The organism is Pseudomonas sp. BN414 (assembly GCF_029871275.1).
Classification (GTDB): domain Bacteria; phylum Pseudomonadota; class Gammaproteobacteria; order Pseudomonadales; family Pseudomonadaceae; genus Metapseudomonas; species Metapseudomonas resinovorans_C.
On sequence record NZ_SSOL01000073.1, the window covers coordinates 83,951 to 106,251 of the forward strand.

General features: G+C 58.4%; 19 protein-coding genes. 4 read left to right on the forward strand and 15 right to left on the reverse strand.

What is annotated here, in order from left to right:
- The first annotated feature begins 473 nt into the window (after window positions 1–473).
- Entirely contained in the window at window positions 474–1,562 is a 1,089-nt protein-coding gene (locus tag E8E95_RS20385; RefSeq protein WP_280353387.1) for a hypothetical protein, read from the forward strand.
- A 755-nt stretch (window positions 1,563–2,317) separates the two neighbouring features.
- Here E8E95_RS20385 and E8E95_RS20390 read toward each other — a convergent pair.
- The 3 genes from E8E95_RS20390 to E8E95_RS20400 are packed head-to-tail and all read right to left on the reverse strand — an operon-like array spanning window position 2,318 to window position 6,001.
- Window positions 2,318–3,352, reverse strand: coding sequence for a hypothetical protein (locus E8E95_RS20390; RefSeq protein ID WP_280353390.1), 1,035 nt, complete (start codon window positions 3,350–3,352; stop codon window positions 2,318–2,320).
- A 29-nt stretch (window positions 3,353–3,381) separates the two neighbouring features.
- The gene (locus E8E95_RS20395; RefSeq protein ID WP_280353392.1) at window positions 3,382–4,242 is read right to left on the reverse strand and encodes a TniB family NTP-binding protein; all 861 of its coding nucleotides are present in this window, start codon (window positions 4,240–4,242) and stop codon (window positions 3,382–3,384) included.
- Entirely contained in the window at window positions 4,235–6,001 is a 1,767-nt protein-coding gene (locus E8E95_RS20400) for a Mu transposase C-terminal domain-containing protein (RefSeq protein WP_280353395.1), read from the reverse strand. The genes E8E95_RS20395 and E8E95_RS20400 overlap by 8 nt, the downstream gene beginning before the upstream one ends.
- Before the next feature lie 462 nt (window positions 6,002–6,463).
- On the opposite strand from E8E95_RS20400, the gene E8E95_RS20405 reads away from it, so the two are divergent.
- The gene (locus E8E95_RS20405) at window positions 6,464–6,817 is read left to right on the forward strand and encodes a histone-like nucleoid-structuring protein, MvaT/MvaU family (protein ID WP_280353398.1); all 354 of its coding nucleotides are present in this window, start codon (window positions 6,464–6,466) and stop codon (window positions 6,815–6,817) included.
- Between the two features lie 757 nt (window positions 6,818–7,574).
- Here E8E95_RS20405 and E8E95_RS20410 read toward each other — a convergent pair.
- From E8E95_RS20410 to E8E95_RS20460, 11 genes are all read right to left on the reverse strand, one after another.
- Window positions 7,575–8,717: a zonular occludens toxin domain-containing protein gene (locus E8E95_RS20410; protein WP_280353400.1), complete on the reverse strand. Its 1,143-nt coding sequence runs from the start codon at window positions 8,715–8,717 to the stop codon at window positions 7,575–7,577.
- A gap of 2 nt (window positions 8,718–8,719) precedes the next feature.
- Window positions 8,720–9,058 carry a DUF2523 family protein gene (locus E8E95_RS20415; RefSeq protein WP_280353404.1) on the reverse strand — a complete coding sequence of 113 codons (339 nt, stop codon included), beginning with the start codon at window positions 9,056–9,058 and terminating at the stop codon, window positions 8,720–8,722.
- Between the two features lies 1 nt (window position 9,059).
- Window positions 9,060–10,274, reverse strand: a complete 1,215-nt coding sequence (locus tag E8E95_RS20420; RefSeq protein ID WP_280353407.1) for a hypothetical protein — start codon at window positions 10,272–10,274, stop codon at window positions 9,060–9,062.
- The gene (locus E8E95_RS20425; protein ID WP_280353409.1) at window positions 10,190–10,972 is read right to left on the reverse strand and encodes an amidohydrolase family protein; all 783 of its coding nucleotides are present in this window, start codon (window positions 10,970–10,972) and stop codon (window positions 10,190–10,192) included. The genes E8E95_RS20420 and E8E95_RS20425 overlap by 85 nt, the downstream gene beginning before the upstream one ends.
- A gap of 53 nt (window positions 10,973–11,025) precedes the next feature.
- A complete protein-coding gene (gene mhpT, locus E8E95_RS20430) occupies window positions 11,026–12,237 on the reverse strand; it encodes a 3-(3-hydroxy-phenyl)propionate transporter MhpT (protein ID WP_280353411.1) in 1,212 nt (403 codons plus the stop codon).
- 154 nt (window positions 12,238–12,391) lie between these two features.
- The gene (gene dmpG, locus E8E95_RS20435) at window positions 12,392–13,408 is read right to left on the reverse strand and encodes a 4-hydroxy-2-oxovalerate aldolase (RefSeq protein ID WP_280353414.1); all 1,017 of its coding nucleotides are present in this window, start codon (window positions 13,406–13,408) and stop codon (window positions 12,392–12,394) included.
- An 11-nt stretch (window positions 13,409–13,419) separates the two neighbouring features.
- Window positions 13,420–14,349 carry an acetaldehyde dehydrogenase (acetylating) gene (locus tag E8E95_RS20440; RefSeq protein WP_280353416.1) on the reverse strand — a complete coding sequence of 310 codons (930 nt, stop codon included), beginning with the start codon at window positions 14,347–14,349 and terminating at the stop codon, window positions 13,420–13,422.
- A 19-nt stretch (window positions 14,350–14,368) separates the two neighbouring features.
- Window positions 14,369–15,163: a 2-keto-4-pentenoate hydratase gene (gene mhpD / locus E8E95_RS20445; RefSeq protein ID WP_280353417.1), complete on the reverse strand. Its 795-nt coding sequence runs from the start codon at window positions 15,161–15,163 to the stop codon at window positions 14,369–14,371.
- Window positions 15,164–15,178: 15 nt separating this feature from the next.
- A complete protein-coding gene (locus tag E8E95_RS20450; protein ID WP_280353421.1) occupies window positions 15,179–16,036 on the reverse strand; it encodes an alpha/beta fold hydrolase in 858 nt (285 codons plus the stop codon).
- 20 nt (window positions 16,037–16,056) lie between these two features.
- Window positions 16,057–17,007, reverse strand: coding sequence for a 3-carboxyethylcatechol 2,3-dioxygenase (gene mhpB, locus E8E95_RS20455; protein ID WP_280353424.1), 951 nt, complete (start codon window positions 17,005–17,007; stop codon window positions 16,057–16,059).
- A gap of 1 nt (window position 17,008) precedes the next feature.
- Window positions 17,009–18,790, reverse strand: coding sequence for a bifunctional 3-(3-hydroxy-phenyl)propionate/3-hydroxycinnamic acid hydroxylase (locus E8E95_RS20460; protein WP_348532586.1), 1,782 nt, complete (start codon window positions 18,788–18,790; stop codon window positions 17,009–17,011).
- 332 nt (window positions 18,791–19,122) lie between these two features.
- On the opposite strand from E8E95_RS20460, the gene E8E95_RS20465 reads away from it, so the two are divergent.
- Together E8E95_RS20465 and E8E95_RS20470 are read left to right on the forward strand one after the other, a co-directional pair.
- On the forward strand, window positions 19,123–19,938 hold the full coding sequence (locus E8E95_RS20465) for a DNA-binding transcriptional regulator (protein ID WP_280353426.1): 816 nt from the start codon (window positions 19,123–19,125) through the stop codon (window positions 19,936–19,938).
- Window positions 19,939–20,635: 697 nt separating this feature from the next.
- Window positions 20,636–21,325, forward strand: a complete 690-nt coding sequence (locus E8E95_RS20470; RefSeq protein WP_280353428.1) for a GNAT family N-acetyltransferase — start codon at window positions 20,636–20,638, stop codon at window positions 21,323–21,325.
- 142 nt (window positions 21,326–21,467) lie between these two features.
- Here the strand turns inward: E8E95_RS20470 and E8E95_RS20475 are convergent, their stop codons facing one another.
- A complete protein-coding gene (locus E8E95_RS20475; protein WP_280353430.1) occupies window positions 21,468–21,965 on the reverse strand; it encodes a ProQ/FinO family protein in 498 nt (165 codons plus the stop codon).
- Window positions 21,966–22,301: the final 336 nt, after the last annotated feature.

A 22,301-nucleotide genomic window follows, 5' to 3' on the forward strand; every position in this document is an offset into this window, starting at 1 on the left:
TTTCGCGCCGGGCCAGCGCAGATCTGAGGTCAGACGGGGGCAAAACGATTCACTTCGTTTCATTGCCAAAATGGGAAAGCGGTACCTCGGCGTAACATCACCCCTTCGTGATCCAGTCCGATGCGCCGATGCAGCCCACCAAAAACTTTGGCTGCATCAACACCATAACCATTGTTTGACCAGAAGCCCCTCACGGCAAATGCAGCAATCACTTCAGACCCGCCGGACTGACCAGGCGATGCGGAGCGCAGACCGATATCACTGTGCCATACCGAAACATCAGTTTACGGCCGCGAATTTTCGTACCATTCGCCCGCCGCGCGTAAACGTCAACCATCAGTCATGTTCACCCATTAGGAAACACAGTGGCAGCTCGTAATCGATACGTACGATTTCTCGGAAAACAGCGCTCCAGCGCAAACGTGAGGCAGCCTGCGAAGCCCACTGGCAGTTCCTCACGACTTGAGAAGGCGATGTCGTATGCAGGGATTGTCGCAAACGTATCCCAGGTGTTCATGTTGGTGGTCGTGGTTTATGGGTACATCTATACCGTCCGCCCAGTCTTCCAGAAGGAGCTTGTCTCCGAGGATCTCGCCCGCCTGCAGATCGAGCAACGGAAACTTCAACAGCAGATGGATAAGCAGACCGAAACCTTGGCGGCGGGGGAAGCAAGAAACAAAGAGTTGGCCGATCAGAGATCTGCCATCGAAGGTCAAGTCGCGACGCTTAACCAGAAGGTGGTAGTTGCTGAGAAGTCAGCGCGTGATGCGACGCGTCGAGCCGGGAAGGCAGTTGCCGAGGCCAAAACGGCTGAGTCCGCCCTCTCCATGCTTCAAACTCAGCACTATGGACTGAAGCTACAGAGCCTACTGGGCGATCTGGCATTGCCCAGCAGCGTCGTTCAGATCCTGAATAGGTCGGGTAGCACCTACACCCTGAATGTCTTCGAAGAAGCTGAAGCAAACTCCATTGCACAAAAGCTGAAGTCCTTAGAGCTGCAACCGGTCGACCTGGCAAAGACCACGCTATCCCAATTGCAGGCTGAGGCCACCAAGCAAGCCCGGGCACCCAGCGCCGCCCTGGATGCGTTACTGGCGCGAAACTACCAAGAAGGGTTGGCCAAATATGCTGAAGACCTGAGATGCCCTACACCGGCATATGCCGACTGGCAGTCAGCATTTCAGTCGGCCATGCAGGCCAGCGAAAGCAACATCCAAAATTGCGTCAGCGAATACTGGGCTGATCGGACGACCCAGGAAGGTTGGACGCCATCGGACGTCCGCAGCCTTCAGAAATCCGACTTTTGGAAGGAGCAGGAGCGCACCTACCGAGCATCTTGCAAAGTGGGCTATAGCTATATCGTGCTTACCGCCTTCAACCACGCTTGGGAGAAAGCTGACGAGCCCTGCAATGAGCGTCGAATGTTCGTCAATCACATCGTCATGGGCGCCCCCATTACGTCCAAGTTGAAACCTATGACGGTGGCTGCCCCGCCAACCACGCAAGACATCACTCAGCTGTTCCAAAATAGACATAGCAAGCAGGCCGAGGCCGGCCTTTAAGTCCAGCTCCAGCCTGCACTTGGGTGCGGTGCACTTCGAAGCTTAAGCACATGATCGACATAGTTAGCTCTCCATCATTGACACCAAGTTGGCAACGCAAGGCGGCTCCCAAGGCTGCAGACATCACAGGATTCAAGGGATGTGGAGTTACCACCCCTAATTTCACTACCAGAGGCATCGGGTAGGGGGTAGACACTTAACCGATGGATTGTTCGTGGGCCCACTGTATTCCGTTACCCTCCGCCATCGATTTCCAATCCAGATCCCAATGCGTGTCTTCTTAAACCAGCATCCCTCATCCCCTGAATTGGGGCCGCCAGAGGTCGGGGCAGCGAGGCTAAGGCGGGCGGGGAAAACTAGATCTATGAACTTCAAACGAAGACGTGACACACAGCGTCTCTCGGAACGTTGTTGGGTGTTGGGATTGCAGTCAATCCGGAGTGATCCATCCAGTTCGCAGCGGCGCAGTCCGAGGTCTTCAATCCTCTCGCTGCGAGGTGCACCAGGTGGTCAGCATGCGAGGCAATGCCCAAAGCAGAGACGCTGGGCGAGAATGCGGACGCCCAGCCAATCGGCTCAATAAATGTCCTTATAATTCATTGTCTTCCAGAACGAATGTCCTAATTTTCCCCTTATCTCGGCTTGCCCACGTCTACAGGCAACCCCGGAAAACGTCGCCTGGGTAGTCCACGATTGGGCCGCGGGTAGCTTGAACTGTAAGTTTTCCAGCCTCAGTCCAGCCGGGTCGGAACCCCCTAATAAGAACCCATTTTGTATCGATAATCTTTTAGTCCGCGCATGAAACACGACAATCGCGATTTCATTACATCAGACAAGTTCTCAAAGAACTGCACGGCCTCCCGATGCTCTTTCATGGTCAGAAACGTAAAGCCATGACAGCCAATTTCATAGGCACCCCCTCGTTCCAAGTAGATGGTGAGTGCCAGCGATCGGGCTACCGACTGGAAGAGCGCCGCCGAAACTATCCCGAAGACACAACCCACGAGAATCAGCGCCGTCATCCGAGAGAAAACATCAGAGTCTGAGCAGCCAACAGCTTTCGCCTGCTCACGTGTCATCCGCTCACCTATCCGCCCCACACTGTGCTGCATGCCTCGGGCAACACCATCGCCTTTCGGTGGGCGAAGTCTGGGAAAGAGAAAATACTCCAACAGAAATCTACTGACCTTGAGAACCTCTGCGCTACTGAGCGTAACGCCGTCGATTAACCGGACCGTTGCGTACGCATGCGCAGCATGCAAAAAACGCTGAGCTTTGGCTGCCAAATAAACAACCTCCTTCGAAACGGGAGGATGCCTCCACGGCAGCCGGCACCGGGTATCCGGGTCATGGGGCGACACACAGTCCTCAGCAAAAGCAATCCAGGCCTTGTCGACAAAAGGATTGTAGCGCTCGGCAACGGCCAATAGTCTTCGGTGTTTTATGCATATCGGTGCATGGAGATAGCACCAGCCTTTTCGCCAATAAGGCAACCAACCAGCGGCAATATCTTCATGAAAGCAGGCCGGGCAATAGACTACGCGCTCAGCCCAGGGCAAGACCCATTCGGAGCGCGCTTGAAAACACCGTTGGAAGAGGGCCACATCCAAACCCAACGAAGCGATATCAGGCGTAAAGAATGGCGCAACCAGATCAAAGTCAGGATCCGAGCCGATATATGCATCGCTCAAAATCTTAAATTTTTGTCCCTTTTTAGACTGACTGCACCGGTACACCCACGACGATAGGCACTCGTCTTGTTGGACACGGAGGAAGTTCCTAAATTTCATCTCCCTCACTCCTGCCGCGCACAGTGGCGCTAGTAGCCCCAGGGGTCGGCGAATGCCTTGCTCAACAGCTTCTTGGTGATCTTCTCCTCACCACCCACAACGGCGTAACAAGCAGCAGCACGAAGAAGCTTCACCACTTCATCCATCCTTCCACCGGTCGTTTCCAAGAGGAAACCGACAGTCTCTTCATCATCTATCTGGGAGGGGTGCTTCAACGGCAGCAACTCTTCAAAGCCGGCCAAAAAAGAACGGAAATCTTCCGTTTCTGCCCAGTCTTCCAACTCGACTTCCAAGAACCTGCGCTTGAATTGCGGATCTACGCCAATGGCATTGCTCACTGCGGAAGTCCCGAATCCAATTATCGACAAGCCAAGTGGATCATTGGTCAGCCCTTTCAAGAGCGACAAATGCCGCATCTGATCGACACGCCCCACCAACATCGCATCATGCAACTCGTCTATCACAAACCCTTTTATGCCTCTAATCTTAAGAACCTGCACTAATTCGACCGGCAGGTCAGAAGGCTTACGCCGCGAATTGCGGAAGACGTCCAGCGGGACGCCAAGTGCCTCGGCAATTAATTCCGTAAATTTCAAACCGAACGGATTTACATTAAGATCCAAAAAAACCAACTTGGCGCGCAGCGCATGATTCGACTTTATTTGTCGAATAATACTCGACTTCCCGGTCCCTCCTTCACCCTTGACCAACAGGCAAGGAGCTTGTCTGCGGTCTGGCACCGCCAGCATATTCTCGACGATTCGGAGCACCTTTTGTGACTGCGGGTATTCGATCCATAAACTATCATCTTGTATAAAAGCGATTCGCCGGCTTGCCGTCAAATCAATCACTTTTCGAGCTTCGGGTAACAGATGACATCCATTAGCCATTTGCAGAACCTCGCCGGATGGGAACCGCCCTTTTTGAATAGTCTGGCCGCTGGGAGTCATCTACCCCACGCCTGTCAAAAACTTCCTGCTCCTCACAGATCTGCGAGTTTCGATATTCGGCCTGCGCCGCGAGCTTCTTACGCGCACGTTTCGTAAGCTTGATGCTATCGTTTACAAGCGCCACATTGTCCTCGTCCAGGGCGATTAGACTTTCATCCTCAAGCCCGCCAGGCTTTGTAATTTTTCGCCCCCGGCGCTGCAGTTTTCCAGCCCGGTATTCCTCATACGTAAAATCCGGCCTGGTGACATTGGAAAAGTGGACTGGAATATACTGGTCATCTACCCACGCCCAAATCTTCCCCATCGAAAAAGGGTCATATTTGATGGGAACATTCTTTCGACCTACGTAAGGAGCAATCGAACTATCCCAATAGACGCTGCCGTGCAATTTTATGCCTTGCGGCCCAATTACCCTGTTTTCCTCGGGCATAAAGTCCAGCTTAAATGCAAAGCTGTTCGAGACAATTGGCGGACACACAGGCCTCCCGCTGTCCTTGTCGAAATACGACTTCCACTGGCTAGCCGGTGAACACCCAAGAGCCGCATGATGTCGACCATGATAGATGCATACTTCTCGCGCAAACCATTTCGTAAATTCCTTAAATGTCAGGGCCGATTTTTTCTCACTATCATACCCTCGGCGCGCAAGCACATTGGAAAATGTCGCACCCGGCAAAAAATGCACCTTTGTCGTCATCAACGTGCCGATTAATCGTTCAACATGGCCACCATAGTGCTTTCTCCCATACGGCCGCCATTCAGGTTTTATCCGATTCTTTTTGCAGGCACGCTGAAATTTTGGAGTTTTGAATTCCTTCGCATTATCCATTTGGATGATTTCTGGCACGCCATAAAAAGGATACTTTGAGGAATCGATGCCTAGCGATTTGAGAAATATATGCTTGGGCAACGCTGCATTGGCTACAGCGCAGGCGACCGATAGTGTTGACGGATGATGCAGACTTAAATAATAGCCAAGTATAACTCTCGTATACAGGTCGATGATCACCGTCAACCATGGCCTTCCTAGTGGCAGCCTTCGTTGGTCATCGACCAAAATGACATCCACCATGGTATGGTCCATTTGGACTTTTTCTAAAGGATAATTGACCACCTGGTGTCCCGGCTTGGCCCCATAAGTTTGTGACGCTGCCTCTGCACCATGTTTCTTTTGGAAAATCTCCTTCTCACTGCGCGACTTCACCCTCGACCGCACGACAGTGTACGAGGGGATTGGATAGCCACTTTTTATGCATTTTTTTTCGACATCGCGCCACACCTCTTTAATCGTGGCGGCCTTACCCGAATAAACCTTGTCTATACTGCTTTGTATGTACCCTTCAAGCGTTTCTGACAAGCGCCGTGACGACTTTTTAATCCCTCTCTTGAATCTTATAAAAGCATAATATCCCGCTGTCTCATCGTATCGCCGGCGCAGCGCATGAAAATGGGATCGAGAGACTTGAAGCACCGCCATGGCCTCGCTCAACGTGCATTCTTTCGCCAGATAATCACGCAGAACCCTAAAGCGTTCCTGGGCCACCTCCAAATCTTCGATGGAGGCGTTATTGACAAACTCCTCAACGTCAAGCGGTATTGCGGCATGTCCATCCTCATTTCTAGCCGGAATGAACTCCATCTCGTCCACTGACACTCTAATTCTTTCTTTGTTTTTTTCTGACACAACCAAACAGGTCATGTCTGCAAACACCTCCTCTATAATGCAAACTCCTCCACGCGCGACTACGACTAGACCTTTTTTACGTATACTGTGCGCATTACGCCCTCCTTATTACGTCGCCTCCATTTTTGCACTCTAGTGCAGGTCGTGCTCAACGCTATTCATTTTTGCGATAATTTATTATTTTGTAATTACAAGGAGATATCTTCCTTGGCACTACTTACCTGCGAAACTGAAACTGAATGGAGACCCTCAGGCGCCCGTGCCCTGGATCACCTCTCGCAACGCGTCTAATGAAACTCGAAGGCGGCGCTGTGCTGGGTTCCGTGGCCAAACCTACCCTGAGCAGTCGATTTTCCACAGCTAATTAGGTTGGCTGTCAGCAGGACCCTGATTGATTAAGTTCCAGTCGCCGCCGCTATCTTGTACATTATCCGTGGAACCAATAGTTCTCTCGAGCACCAACCAATAGGTCAATCCATGAGCAAGCTGGCAGAATTCAAACGTTTGGAAGCGCAACTCGCAGAACAACTTGCGGCCCTGAACACCCTTAAAGACGATAAAGAACTGAAGAGAGAAATAGAGTTCGAGCAAAAACTCAACTCACTATTGGAAGAGTATGGATTCAACCTGAAGACGGTGATCAGCATCCTGGATCCTCAAACGCCGCGGATGCTGACCCCACGTCAAGACAAACGCCGTCAACGTGTGCTCAAACGCTATAGGAATCCGCACACGAACGAAGTCGTCGAAACCAAGGGCGGAAATCACAAAATTTTGAACGCTTGGAAGGCTGAGCACGGCGCCGAAACCGTAAACTCCTGGTTGCAATAAATTCGCGCCACTTGAGGTCGGCAGCCTCGACCTCGAGTCTTCCCTTGCGAACGCCGCCCAAGACTGACGACGCTTCCGGCCCCCTCAACCTCGGCCGTATGAACGGCCAGAAGCCCCCCTCCTCTGCTGGACAGTAACAGGAGGCTGCGGCAATTGCCGTAGCCGAGCCACCGGGCAGCGATGCGCATTCGCAGAACGGAATCCTTTCAAATCCATCGTCCGCGCACCGATTTCCATCTAAAGGCCGTACTTATACGGGACCGCCGAAGTGCCCCTGACTGGCCTTGCTGAGCGGCTGAAGGAAAGTGGAGGTACCAAGGCAGGGCTGCTGCGCCCTACCCAAATGCCTAGTCGCTCAACACCTTTTTCACTTTTAAAAATCGGACTCTGCTTCGTTTACTGTCAGGAAGGTCCGTTTTTTAAAGAATACTTCTTTATTTTACCGATAGTTAGCAAGGTCCATCTTTTTAAAATCTACGACAGCTCCGATGAGTCCAAGTGCTGGACCACCTTGCGCTGATGTTCCTCATAGCGCTGCTCCCTGCGCTCCTGCCGATACCAATCCCTGTCCTGCATGCCCATGAGAAAACCCCTCGCTTGATGATGGCCAGAGGTTATCAGTAACGACCACCAGGGCAAATCTGGCACCGGCGTTGGCGAGCTGGCGACCGATTGGGTTGTTCGTTGAGTTGTTCCAGGTGGCGGACTGCCTTCCCGGATCGGGTCCCTCCCGCAAGCGGGAGCCCTCCCGATCCGATCAGTTCGTCACGCCGGCTGTGGCCACTTTCGAAGCAAGGCCAGTAGTCGGCAGATCGGCAACGACGAATCCGACGTCAACGCCCTTGTACGTCAAGCTAATCACCGTATCGGACTCATAAGAGATTTCGTAGCCAGCGGTACGCAGGTCATCGAAGGAAACACGGCGGATGGCTTGGCCGTTCTGAGCAATGGTCACGTAGCCGCCCAGGAAATCCTCATCAACGCCGTTACGCGAACGCTTGCCCTTGAGCAGCGCCTGCAGGTGCATCGACAGGCCCTGGTACGGGTGCATCTTCTGATCAGGGCCGCGAGGCTGGGCAACGTCCTCAGGCGCAGCGGAAGGCATCATCGGTTGCGTTACAGACTGTTCGTGATGCTCGACCTGAACCGGCTTCGCCGGTGCTGGAGGCAGTTTCTTCTTGTCATCCTTGAGCAACTGATAAGCCACGATGGAAAGAAAAAGCACGACGCAGATAGCAGCGCCCTTGAACGGCCAACGCTTCCACAGCGGAACGATATCGTTCGCCATTGCTTCGAGCACCGCGCCATTGGTTTTGGTGTGCGACTTGTACAGCGGGAAATACTTGGACTCGTATTCACGAATCGAGGTGTTCACGACCTCACCGCGTAAGCCGTCCTGAACCTTCCTGATGTACTTCTCATTACTGCCGAACGCGGTGGCCTTCTTGCAGCGATAGACCACCTGTACAGCGTCGCGAATAGCCTGATTGACCTTGCCGTAGGACTGAGTGATCAGCAGGACGTCACAGCCCTCATGACGATGCTCGGCATACCACTCCTCAACCGCGACAGGCGTACCGACGCGAGGAATCGACTTGTGGCACTCGTCAATGATGTAGAGCGGACCGAGCTCGTTGCCGTCGCCCAGATCCTTACGCCAGGTGTCGCCGTAGTCATCAGGCCGGCTGAATGGACGATAAAGCTTGCCCTCGAACTGGTAGTTCCCGCGGATCTCGATGAGCTTGGTCGAGCCCGGGAAGAAGTGCTCCCACATGTCTAGGCGCAGGGGCAGGTTGGTGATGACCTTCCTCCCCTGCTCCACCACCGCAGGCATGACATGGAACGCCACCGATTCGTACGACTTGCCGCCACCAGGCTGGCCAAGCAACAGGTTAATCATGATCAGGAACCCCAGCGCACGAACGGGATGGTTTGCAGCAGGAAGCGGACCAGCAAGGCCGCGATAATCATCGCCAGCGCCTGAGAAACCCCGATCACGCCGAGCATGTTGCCGACCTCGGGCGGAATCAGTCCGTAGTAGGTCTGCGGGTTGAATGGCGCATCAATGGCCGATAGCGCCGACGAGGCAAGGCCTAGAGCGCCTTCCAGCACCCAGCAGGCGACATCGGTGACGATGTTCCAGAGATCGTCGAAAACGCGCTTCACCAGGGCCAGAAGCCAACTGGCGACAGCGGAAATCTTCGCCAGCACCGCCGTAAAGAACTGGAATATCCCGCCCATATCAGCCTCCAAACATAATTGCGCGGCAGGTGAATACCGCTGTTACCAACATGATGACTTTGATGAAGTCGAAGATGTAACACAGGCTCTGAAACGGAATGGTTCCGAAGTTCGCCAGCGCCCCTATTGCAAAGTTCATCGACCAGCTCGGGCAAGTGCCCGAGAAGCTGGGCACGAATGACTGCATAAAGGAAACGAACTCGCTGTTCTCGAAATCAGCCTTGGCATCATTCCAAACGCCATCAAAACCGTCCGGATACTTCTGCTCATAGAATGGGGTTATTTCGGGAAGCTCAGAATCTTGGAACGTGTATTCCGGCTCCTGCTCTTCCGGCTGCTGCTCTTCGGAAGGTTCCTCGCCTTCCGGCTGAGCGTCTGAGGTTTCCGTAGAGCTTGTTTGACCATCCTTGGTGGTATCAGTCTTAGTCGTAGTCGAGAAATCGTAGTAGTCATCACCATACGAATAGTCATAACGATTCTGACTAGTCGTCGTCGTGGTAGACGTACTGCCATCAGGATTAGTCGTAGTGGTAGTGGTCGAATACTTGGGGCCCATTTGCATTCCAGGGCCAAGCAACTTGCGCTGAGCAATCAAGTCGTTGTAGCAGCCCTCTGGATTTGTCGAGCCATCACACGAAGCCTTCACAAGATCCCTGAGCCACTCACTGTTATTCACCTGGGCCAGCGCATTTTCTAACTGCTGATAATCAGCATCGTTGAACGGCGTCTTCGCACCTGGTGGAGTACACGCGATGACAACACCTGCGCTATCCGTGCAAGCGTCGTAACCGTTAATGACGATGCTACCCGCAGGGGTATTCCAAGAGCTGCCAGTAGAAGGCGTCTTGGTATCGTAAAACCCCGTCGCCGAGGTCTGGCTATGCGTCACAACGTGATTGCTGCGCCAGAAGAAGCCGGTTGAGTTGTTCCCAGGCTGGGCATTCTGAAACGCCACGTAGCAGTCAAGGGCGCCCTGCGCGCTAGTTTGACGCGAGCAGGTCCCGACAAAGCCCTGAACACCCCAGAGGTGTTTCGGCTCAGTTCCCGGAGTCTGCTTGGTCAACTGATAACCGTCCCAATCAGCATCCGGGATCTGATCAACAGCCCAAATGACAGCCGCCTGAGCAGCCATTACAGCCGCCCCGGCGACACCACTGCGAAGCACCTGAACAGCCTTCTTAGCCGACTTGGCTTTAGAAACGGTCGCGACAGGCATAACAGAAACTTTCTGTTTAGCCGTTGAAGAGGCACCCGAAGGATTATCGCCAGAATTAAAGCGATTGCCGGCCGTGTGCTCGTCAACATGATCCTGGCCGAAATAAGCAGTTTCACCCGCTGGAGTCTGGAAACTGCCGGTCGTAGAACCGGTGGAAACGATGTTTCGACCAGTTTGCCCTCGTAATTGGAAAGCAGGATCACACCGTCAGCTTTCAAACGCCCAAGGCAGTAGTCGAGTTCCTTGATAGCTCCGTCGATATCTTGCATCGGCAGCGTCACGAAGCTGCCGAAACGCCCCTGATAGTCCTGGCCCAATCCTGCAGCGTACTCGTTGACACGCCTTGCCATGTCTCTCGCCGCCTGCCCTTTCCAGCCGGCCACTCCTGGGGCCGTGAGGGACAGCATGGCAACGTCGATACCCAACGCATCCATGAACTCGATATCCGTTTCCGGGCTCCACTTCGGCATCTTCCATCCCGATGGATCACCACCGTTTTTGGCAAGATCTTCCGCCCAGAACGTGGGAACGAAATGATGATGGACATCCACTCGACGTGCCTTCGCATTGATACCTCCCGAGCGGAATGGTGACGATCCGGCGTCTGGACCGCCGGCTGCCGAGACTGGAAGCGCACCCAATACGGCCGATCCGCCGAGAATTACACCTGCTGTAGAAATGAAGTTTCTGCGGTTCATTGTTGTTGTCCTGTTGTACCGAGGTGATACACGTTCAACCTGAAGCCTGAGCGTCAGGCTGGTGTCGGGGTGGTCTGACTGCGCTTCAGGAGGTAGAAAACCACCCCTCCTGCGATGACGATTCCGGGAGCGGCCGCCAGCATCACACCGGTTGTCCCTGTGCCCAGAGCCAGCATCTTTCCGGCCACCAGCGGACCGCTCATGGCGCCGAGGCGTCCGACGGCCACGGCACTGCCGACGCCGGTGGCTCGTACTTCGGTACCGTAGAATTGCGGCGCCATTGCGTAGAGCACACCCTGCCCTCCTGTGGCAAAGAGCCCTGCCACGAAACCGGCAACCAGCATGCCGCCAAAGCTCTGGGACAGGCCCAGGGCGGCGAGGGAAGTGAGGATGCCCAGGTAGATCAGCGCGGCCATGGCCCAGGCCGGCAGTCGGTCAAGCAAGGCACCCAGTGCCAGGGTGCCGACCGCTGCGCCAAGTTGCAGCGCGAGCATCACCCAACTGGCCTGGCTAGGGCTGTAGCCCTGCCCCACCAGTAGGCTGGGCAACCAGTTGATCAGGATGTAGACCACCATCAGGGTGAAGAAGTAGCTGACCCAGAGCAGCAGGGTCGAACGGGCCGCGCCCGCGCGGAACAGGCCATGCCAGACGCCACTGTGCACCTGCTCGAGCTTGCGCTGGTGGAACTGGCTAGACTCGGGCAGGTAGAAGCCCAGCAGCGGCACAATCAACAGCGGCACCACGCCACCGACGTAAAACACCAATTGCCAGCCGCCATTGAAGCCAGCGATGCCAATGCAGGCGGCCAGGGCCGCACCCAAGGGCACACCGCAGTACATCATGCTCACTGCTGAGCCACGCAGTCGTTCGCCGGCCACTTCGGACGTCAGGGCGATCAGGTTGGGCAAGGCTGCCCCCAGGCCCACGCCAGTGAGTAGACGCGCCAACACCAGACTCTCAAGATTCCACGCCTGGGCGGTGATGAGAGAGAACAATCCGAACAGGGCCACCGAGCCCATCAGCACCGCCTTTCGGCCGACACGGTCGGCCAGCCAGCCGCCGACGAAGGCGCCGGGCAACAGTCCGAGGATGCCGGCGCTGAAGACCCAGCCCATCTGCATCTTCGACAGTTCGAATGCGGCCGCCATGCCTTGCGCGGCGATGCCAGCGGCCTGCAGGTCGAGGCCTTCCATCAGGGCTACCAGGAAGCAGAGGCCAATGGTGGTGTAGACACGACGGGAGTCGTGGGCAGTGGTTTCGATCATGATTCAAGGCACCCGTATTTGTTTTTGTAGGGAGTCGCGGTGTTGTTTTTGTGGGGGCGATTTCAATCGCTGAGGGCAGCGCAGCTACCCCCTCGACAGGCAGACCTGCGGCCTGCTTAGCGAATGAATTCGCCCCCACAGGTTGCTGCCGCCCTCAGGCCCGGCGCGCCAGTAGGTCCAGCGCCACGTCGACGATCATATCCTCCTGACCACCGACCATCCGGCGTTTGCCCAGTTCGACAAGGATGTCGAGGGTCTTCAGGCCGTACTTGGCCGCCGCCACTTCGGCATGGCGCAGGAAGCTCGAATACACCCCGGCATAGCCGAGGCCGAGGGTCTCGCGGTCGACCCGCACCGGGCGGTCCTGCAGCGGTCGCACCAGGTCGTCGGCGGCGTCCATCAGCCGGTAGAGGTCGGTGCCGTGGTTCCAGCCCAGGCGTTCGGCGGCGGCGATAAAGACTTCCAACGGCGCATTGCCGGCCCCGGCACCCATGCCGGCGAGGCTCGCGTCGATGCGGTCACAGCCCTCCTCCACTGCGACGATGGAGTTGGCCACGCCGAGGGACAGGTTGTGGTGGGCGTGCATGCCGGTCTGGGTCTCCGGCTTGAGCACCGCCTTGAAGGCGCGCATGCGGTCACGAATGTCCTGCATGTTCATCGCGCCCCCGGAGTCGGCCATGTAGATGCACTGGGCGCCGTAACTTTCCATCAACGTGCCCTGGGCGGCCAACTGCTCGGCCGGAATCATGTGGCTCATCATCAGGAAACCAACGGTGTCCATGCCGAGGCTGCGGGCATACTCGATGTGCTGCTTCGACACGTCCGCCTCAGTGCAGTGGGTCGCCACGCGCACGCTACGGGCACCGGCGTCATAGGCCGCTTTCAGGTCATGCACAGTGCCGATACCCGGCAACAGCAACACGGTGAGACGGGCATGCTCGACCACGTCGGCCGCCGCCGCGATCCACTCCAGGTCGGTGTGGGCGCCGAAGCCGTAGTTGAAGGACGAGCCTTGCAGGCCGTCGCCGTGAGTGACTTCGATGGCATCCACCTTGGCTTGGTCGAGGGCGCGGGCTATGGCCTGCACCTGCTCAATCGAATACTGGTGGCGGATAGCGTGGCTGCCGTCGCGCAGGGTCACGTCGGAGATGTAGAGCTTCTTGCCGTTCATAGTCGGTCTCCTCAGCCTTTCAGCATCGACTGGGCCATGCGCTCGGCGGTGGCCAGCGCGGCAGAAGTCATGATGTCGAGGTTGCCGGCGTAGGCCGGCAGGTAGTGGGCGGCGCCTTCGACTTCGAGGAAGACCGAGGTCTTCAGCCCAGAGAAGCGACCGTGCCCGGGTATGTTCAGGTCGTGGACTTCGTCGAACTGCACCTTCTGCTTGAGGCGATAGCCCGGCACATAGGCCTGAACGGCGGCGGCCATTTCTTCGATGCTCGCCTCGACCTTGGCCTGATCTGCCGTCTCGCTGAGCACGAACACCGTGTCGCGCATCATCAGCGGCGGCTCGGCCGGGTTCATGACGATGATGGCCTTGCCCTTGGCCGCCCCGCCGATCACTTCGATGGCTTTCGAGGTGGTCTCGGTGAACTCGTCGATATTGGCGCGGGTGCCGGGGCCAGCCGACTTCGACGCGATGGAAGCGATGATCTCGGCGTAGTGCACCTTGGCCACGCGGGATACCGCCGCCACCATCGGGATGGTCGCTTGGCCGCCGCAGGTGACCATGTTCACGTTCAGCTGCTGGAGGTTCTGCTCCAGGTTCACCACCGGCACGCAGTAGGGGCCGATGGCCGCCGGGGTCAGGTCGATCAGGCGAATCCCCGGTTTCACGCTGCGCAGAAAGGCGTCGTTCTTCACGTGGGCGCCCGCGCTGGTGGCATCGAAGACGAAATCGATCTCGGCGAACTCCCGCAGACGGGTCAGGCCTTCGACGCCTTCATGTGTGGTGGCGACGCCCAGGCGCGCGGCACGAGCCAGGCCGTCGGACGCCGGGTCGATGCCGACCATGGCACCCATCTCCAAGTGCTGCGCATAGCGCATCACCTTGATCATCAGGTCGGTACCGATGTTGCCGGAGCCGACGATGGCGACTTTGAGTTTCTTGCTCATGGGAAAGGTCTCTCTGCTATCAGTCGGCGCTGAACTGGACGGCCACTTGGCCGATGCCTTCGATCATCGCTTCGAAGCGGTCACCAGCCGCCACGGCGGACATCGGGCCCAACGCGCCGGTCAGGATCAGGTCGCCGGCCTTCAGTGGTTCGCCCAGGCGGGCCATGGTGCGGGCCAACCACACGGCGGCATTCAATGGGTGGCCGAGGCATTCGGCACCGCTGCCGCTGGACACCAGCTCGCCATTGCGGGTCATGCGCATGGCGGCCTGGCGCAGGTCGAGGGAGTCGAGTCGGCGCGCCGGACCACCGAGCACGAAGCAGCCGCTGGAGGCGTTGTCCGCCACGGTGTCGACGAAACGGATGTTCCAACCCGCCACGCGGCTGCCGACGATCTCCAGGGCCGGCAATACCCAGCCAGTCGCGGCCAGGACATCGGCAAAACCGGTGTCGGCGCGCGGCAGGTCGCGCTCGAGGATCAGGGCGATCTCCGCCTCGATTTTCGGCTGCAACACGCGACCGAAAGGCACCACTTCGTTGTCGCCGTAGCTCATGTCGGCGAACAGGGTGCCGAAGTCCGGCTGGTCCACGCCCAGCTGGGCCTGCACCTTGGGATTGGTCAGGCCGATCTTGCGGCCGACTACGCGACGCCCGGCCGCAATGCCGTGGGCGACGTTCAGGCGCTGGATCGCGTAGGCCGCCTCACCGTTGTCTTCGCCGATGCACTCGCGCAGCGGGCCGATGGCCTCGCCGCTGGCTTCAGCGTTACGAAGGCCGGCGGCCAGTTGTTCCAGGGAATCTTGGGAGAAAGTCATCTCGCACCTCGGGACTCAGTGGGTGAGGAAGTCCAGCACCATGCGGTTGAACTTGTCCGCGTGCTCCCACTGGGCCCAGTGGCCGCAGTTGTTGAACACGTGGAGTTCGGAGTTGGGGATGCCGGCTACCAGGCGCAGGCCGGTGTCCATGGGCACGAAACGGTCGTTGCGGCCCCAGATCACCAGGGTTTCGGCCTTGATCTCCGCCAGGCGCGGGCCGAAATCGGGGAACTGCTTGGGATTGGCCTTGAGGCTGGCGACGAAGTTTTCCAGGTGGTCGCGGCGCGACAGCATGTTGTCCAGACGGGTCTGGAACAGCGCCTCGGTCAGGTCGCTGGGGTCATAGACGAAGACGTTCATCATCTTCTTCAGGTTGTCTATGGTCGGCTCGCGGTACAGGCCTTGGAGCAGCTTGATGCCCTCGGTGGGCATCGGCATGAAGGGGCTGGCGCCACCGGTGCCGCCGCCCATGAGTACCAACTTGCCAACCCGCTCCGGCCAGTTCAGGGCGAACGCCACGGCGCTGTGACCGCCCATGGAGTTGCCGAGGATATGCACCCGGTCCAGGTCGAGCTGATCCACCAGGCCCTTGAGGATGCGCGCGTTGAGGTCCGAGCGAGAGCCAGTGCACACGATGGAATCGCTTTTGCTCCAGCCCGGGCAATCCAGCAGGATCACGCGGAAACCGGCGTCCACCAGTGGCTCGATGTTGCGATTGAAGTTTGCCCAGCCGCTGGCACCGGGGCCAGAGCCGTGGAGCATGACCACGGTTTCGCCGCCCTGGCCGCAGTCGTTGTAGTGGATGTTCAGCTCCAGTTCACCTTCCTGGATGCGGATGAACTGGCTGGTGGATGATTCGGTAATGGCAGTCATGTCGGATTCTCCGGAAGAGTTCAGGAACGCGCCAACGGGCGGGCGCCAAGGGCGCCGAAGCCGGCGATCCATTCAGGGATTGGGCGGTAGTAATGGCCTTCGGCCTGATAAGGGCCGAAGGCGGACAGTGCGGCGAAGGCGGCCACCCAGGTTTTCACCTCGTGGGTGGACTTGCCGGCGATAGTCGAGAGTTCGGCGTTGCCCAGACCATCCAGTTCAGGCAGCCGGGCGTCGGCGAGGGTGTCGAGGAACTGCTGGTCCCAGACGGGGTTCAGTGGGTGCAGGCTGTTCTGATCTTCCACGAAGCGCTCGGCAGCGGTGATCACCCGCTGTTGCCGGGCTTCTCGCTCATCGGCCGGCAGGTTTCGACCGCTGCCCATCAGCCGGTCGGCCATGCGGGCGTCGACTTTGGCCAATTCCGGCACCGGCGGCTGGTGCGACAGCCCACCGGAACCGAGGAACAGGACCTTTTTGTCCAGCGTCCGGGCGAACCGCCCAATAGCTTCGCCGAGCAGGCGGGCACGCTGGAAACTCGGCAGCGGGATGGCGACCGAGTTGACGAAGACTGGGATCACCGGGCAACGATCGAGTCCGCCGAGCAGCAGCTCCAGCGGTTGTGCAAAGCCGTGGTCCACCTGCATGCGGTAGGACACCGCGGCGTCCACGCCGGCCTCCAGCACTGCGTCGGCGCAGGCCTCGGCGATGTCCTTCGGCACGCTCAGGGTGCCTGCGGCAGTGCCGAAGTCGCCGATGGCCTCGGCGGCCATGCCGATGCAGAAGGACGGCATCACGTCGTAGAAGAAGCCGTTGTAGTGGTCCGGGGCGAACAGCACCACCAACTCCGGGCCGAACTCAGCGATGCGGGCACGGGCTTCGGCCACGACGGCATCGACTTCGGCGAGTACCTCCGGCGTCGGGTCGACATGGCCCAGCAGCGGCGTGTGGGACAGGCATTGCACCAGGGCACTCATCTCAGGCCACCTTGCTGGCCAGCGGCTGCTGGCTGATCTGGGGCAGTGCCGAGAGCGCGCGGGACAGGGCGTCGCAGGTGCGGCCGACGGTCTGCGGAATGGCCAGGCCGGCGACGAAGCGGTCCGGGCGCAGGATCACGATGGAAGCCGGGTAGCGGCCGAACCAGGTCTTCAGGCGGCCCGTGCGATCGCCAACGCGGATCACCCCTTCCGCCAACTCGCGATCTGCCTTGAGCTGGGTTTCCGGGAGCACCTGGATGAAGCGAGTGCCGAGATTTCGCCAGAACGCAACCTGCTCGGCAGACAGGCCCCAGGTCGGGTCCACGCCCCAGGCAATGATCGCGAAGTGGCTGCCGATCACGTCGTCCAGCAGCTTCTCTTCGCCGCTGTCAGTCACTACGCGGGGTTGGATGAACATCCGCCCCACAGGGGAGTCCTTCACCTCGGAACCTGCAGCCACCAGCGCGCCCTGGTGGTACTGCGGCATCGGCTTGAAGCGCATTTCCAGGAAGTAACGCTTGATCGGCGGCAGGTAGTTCAGCAGCCAGGAAATGCCGTCACGCAACGTACCCTGCCAGCGCTTTGGCGGCGCCAGGACGTGCCCGGCCAGTACCGACAGATCGATCATCGCCTTGGCGTGGTCGCGGCGCTCCTGCTGGTAGCTGTCCAGCAGTTCCTCACTCGCCAGGCCCTTGACCACCAGGGCTAGCTTCCAAGCCAGGTTGCAGGCGTCACGCATGCCGCTGTTGTAACCCTGCCCCTGCCACACCGGCATGATGTGCGCAGCATCCCCGGCGAGGACAATACGTTTGACGCGGAACTCGCCCGCCAGGCGGGCGTTGTGGGTATAGACGCGCTTGCGGATCAGCTCGACGCGGTCCGGGTCCGGCAGCACCTTGGCCAGCAGCTTGCGCATGTTCTCCGGCTTGCCCAGCTCCTCTTCGGTCTCACCCGGCATCACCATGAATTCGAAACGGCGCACGCCATGGGGCAACGCCGCCGAAACGTAAGGACGCACCGGGTCGCAACAGAGGTAGACGTTGGGGGTGGCCAGCGGGTCGTTGGCGATGTCGATGACGATCCACTGGTTGGGCGCGGTCTTGCCTTCGAAGGAAACGCCAAGGGTGCGGCGCACGTGGCTGTTGCCGCCGTCGCACGCCACCAGGTAGCCGGCACGCACACTCTCGCGGCCCTGCGGTCCGTCAATCTCGACGCCGACGCCATCGGCGTCCTGGCTGAAGCCGACCAGGTCGCGGGAGAACAGCACCTTCACGTTGGAAAAGCGCGACAGGCCCTGGTGCAGCACCGCATCGACCTGAGGCTGGATGAAGGCGTTGCGGCGGGACCAGCCGAACTCGTCGGTCATCGGCTGAATATCGGCGAAGCAGCGGCCCTTGGGTGTAAGGAAACGCATCGCGTGCCATGGCGTGGTGTGCGGCAGGACCTTGTCCACCAGGCCGATGGCCTGGACAGTGCGCAGGGATTCGTCATCGATACCGATGGCACGCGGGTAGTCGATCAGCTTGTCGAGCTTCTCGATCACCAGGACCTCGACGCCGGCCTGGCCCAGGTAGTTGGCAATGGTCAATCCCACGGGGCCCGCGCCCACCACCACCACGTCGGCGTGATGCTCGGCAGGTTGAGCGTTGTCGGGTCGATTGGCGTTCATTGTTTTCATGGTTCTCACCGCGTGGATCAGAGTTGCGAAGCCCGGCATCCCGGAAAGCGGGCAAGCCGGTCCCAGCCCACGGCCTGGCAGGAGGCCGCGGGAAAGAAAAATCAGGAGTGCTTGAGGTGTCGGGCGTCAGACCGGGATGGCTGACGGGTGTCTTCGTCGGACACCGACGAGCAGATCAGGAGAACTCGGAACGCGATGAAAGTCGCAGGCAGACTCGACAGCAGGAGCCGTCTCGCAGGGAACGGCGAAACGTCCGCGGAGCGGCTGGGCAGGCAAGGCAGTCAGGTGCGCTGGTTTCATGATTCGTCCCCGCTTGGGTCAGGGTTTTTAGTTGTTGCGGCGAGTATAGGAATCGCCTTACTTGTCCTACAATGAAAAACCGCCTTGATGCGCACCTAGTGCACATCGTTGATTTAAAACGAATTTATGGTGAGTTCATGGCAAGCGATCAGGGCTCTGACTACAAGACGGTACGCGGCCTGACACGCGGATTGGCCTTGCTCAACACCCTCAACCGGCTGGACGGTGGCGCCAGTACGGGGCGTCTGTCGGAGCTCACCGGCTTGCACCGGACCACAGTGCGTCGGCTGCTGGAAACCCTGCAGGACGAAGGTTATGTACGCCGTAGCGAATCCGACGACAGCTATCGGCTCTGCCTGAAAGTGCGCGAGCTGAGCGAGGGCTTCCGCGACGAGCAGTGGATTTCGGCCATCGCCGCACCGCTGCTCGCCGAGCTGCTGCAGGAAGTCGTCTGGCCCACCGACCTCTGTTCCCTCGATGTGGATGCCATGGTCGTCCGGGAAACCACTCACCGCTTCAGTCGGCTGTCATTCCACCGGAACATGGTGGGCCGCCGCTTGCCATTGCTGCTTACCGCTACGGGATTGGCTTACTTGGCATTCTGTCCGGAAGTGGAACGCGAACAAATCATCGCGCTGCTGGCCAGTCGCAATGACGAGGAGACCCGCCTGGCACGCGAGCCCGTGGCACTGGACAATCTACTGAGAAAGATTCGTCACAATGGATATGCGGAGAACTTCATGAACTGGAATCGAGAGGAGAAGATCGCCGCCATCGCCATTCCTGTACGCCATAAGGAGCAGGTCCTGGGCTGCTTGAACGTGGTCTATGTGGCGAAGGCAATGACCATTGCACAAGCGGTCCAACGCTTTCTGCCGGCACTTCAACGTACTGCCGTAAGCATCGAAGCGGCTATTGGCAGTAACGATCAGTTCTCGACTCGTTCCCAGTAGCGCCCAATCAGTTGCTTTGAATTCGCCATAAACCGCGCGGGATGATCTCTATTCAGTTGCCACCGCGCCCCCTCCTCGCTCGGTTGTCCAGCTCTCGCGTAGTCTGACTCTGGTTGTCTCGGCCACTCTTGTTCAATGGCAGGAGTAGCGTCGGCCTCGACGCGAATGCTCTGAGTGGACTCTCCCGAGCTGGATAGACGTAAACCGATGCCTGCCATAGGCCGGACGCGGCCCATGGTGAACGCTAGCCACCGGCCACATGCGGACATTCAGAAACGAGAAGAAATTGGTCGCCCCGCTTCGCCTCCAGTTCACACCTTGAATCCGCCCACCAACATTGCCGCGCTCACCCCATCCACATCCGGTCGACAAACAGCTCCCGAGCACCCCTGCTCTCCGACTTTGTCGGGCGTTTCGTTGACTTGGCGGGCTTGGCGCTACCGTGCCGGGTGCGCACCGGTGGAGTCAGCTGCTGCGCTAGGGTCAAGGCCCGCGCCGACTCCGCGGCTGAACTGGTGTCGATCTCAGTAAATCGACACCCTTCAAATCTTTGATCCTGCGAATCGATCCCTCCCTGGACCCTTGCCGCTAGACATTTCAGCGGCCCTCGCTCTCCTGAGAACGCGCGATGCTCTCGGGCGTTACAATGGCGCCCGCGCCGATTCCTCGAATCGGGCACGCCCGGAGCCAGTTTCAGATGTTCACCCTTGTAAACTTGGATACATCGCCGCCCGAATCCCTGAAGAGTCAGGTTCTACAAATGGTGGTGGATTACTTCAGCGACATCAGCCCGGTTCCGCTGACGCCCAGCAATCCGCTCTATCAGCTGTATCAGTACGTGATTGGCTACGAGGTGCACCTGTATCTGCAAGCCATGAACAACGCCTCGGAGAGTACCGCGCGGTTGATCCTGGCCCTGGATGATGAAGATCCCTCCCAGGTGCTGGGTTTTGCCCTGTACCTGCCGAGCCCGGATGATGCCGAGGCCTGCACCCTAGCCTATATGGCCGTCAAGGCCAGCCACCGCCGACGCGGTATTGCCCGGGCATTGTTGCAGCAGATGGTCAAGCATCGGCCCCACGCTGAACTGGCCTGCGCGGCGAACAAGGTGCCGACCTTTGAGTCGATGGGATTTCAGATACTGGCTGCGCAAGGGCCGCACGTGCTGCTAAACACCCGCGATCACCGCTCGGACGGCCTGGTGGCGGTGCAGGATCTGGCTCCGATATTCCAATCCAAGGAAGTACGGCAGATTCATGCCTACCTGGTGCAGCAACAGGGCAAGAAGGCCATGAGCGAGGCCGAGAACAAACGCGACCGCCTGCTCGACCAAATGGCCCATCAGGCTCAGGCATTGGTGAAAGAGCGTTTCCCTACGATCCACTAACGACCAAAGGGACGGCTGCTTCTTTGCGTTGAACGTCCGTTTTCGACAAGAAGCGGCCCGTCGAATCGCCTTCAGAGCACCACATGCCCCTACGGGCGCTGGTTAACTTAGGCGACTCGACTCCGGGCTCAGATGCTTCCAATCATTCCGCTACGGTATCGACGGCAGGGTCCTGGATAGCTTTTTTGGGCTTCGAACGGTTACGTCGTTCTTGCCCGCGGTGCCGCGAAGCCTGCTGCTTCGCATGCAGCGCCTGACTTGCCGTCACCGTGCCAGCAGCTTGACCGTTCAGGTCAAGACGCTCCGCATTCTCGACCATGCTCGCCCAATAACGGGTTCCGCGACACCAGGTAGCGATCCCCAATTTGAGCTGTTCGCTGGTAATTCCGAGCAATTCCAGATGCTGCTCAGCATCTTTGAAAATGCCCTCTTTCAGCGGAACCTTGGGGGCCGGATTGACCGGAAACGCCAAGGGGAAGTGCTTCTGCAAGCGCCAGATCGCTTCCACTGCAGGATCCTGCTCACGCGGCTTTGCCTGGGGAGAGGGCTTACGTTTGGGAGGCTTGGGGCTGGCAGTCTTTTCTTGCTTTGCTTCAGCCCGCAGGCGGTCACGTAGTTCAGCTAGTTGTTCAAAACCCATTATTCAGTTCACAGCTTCATGGTTGAGTCGTGGCGCAAGGTTATCCCATGCAGCCTTGAAGGTGCACACACGTCGGTCTGAGACCTGGGACGGCTTGCGATAATTCCCGGCTTTTTTGGCAAGTCACGGCACGCAAGGCCGGAACATTCTAACGCCTGGCTGTGCACGGGAGTATTCTGAAAGCGTCCCCAAAGAGGGATTGAGGTTGTGCAGCTTCCGCGAGAAGCACCCTTGGGCACAGCCGCGTCATAGCAAATCAAAAGAAGACTGCCGCCACGTCCCCCTCCCCTAAAAGACGTGGCGGGCTTTCTCGTGTGCCAATCGCTAGGCCAACTG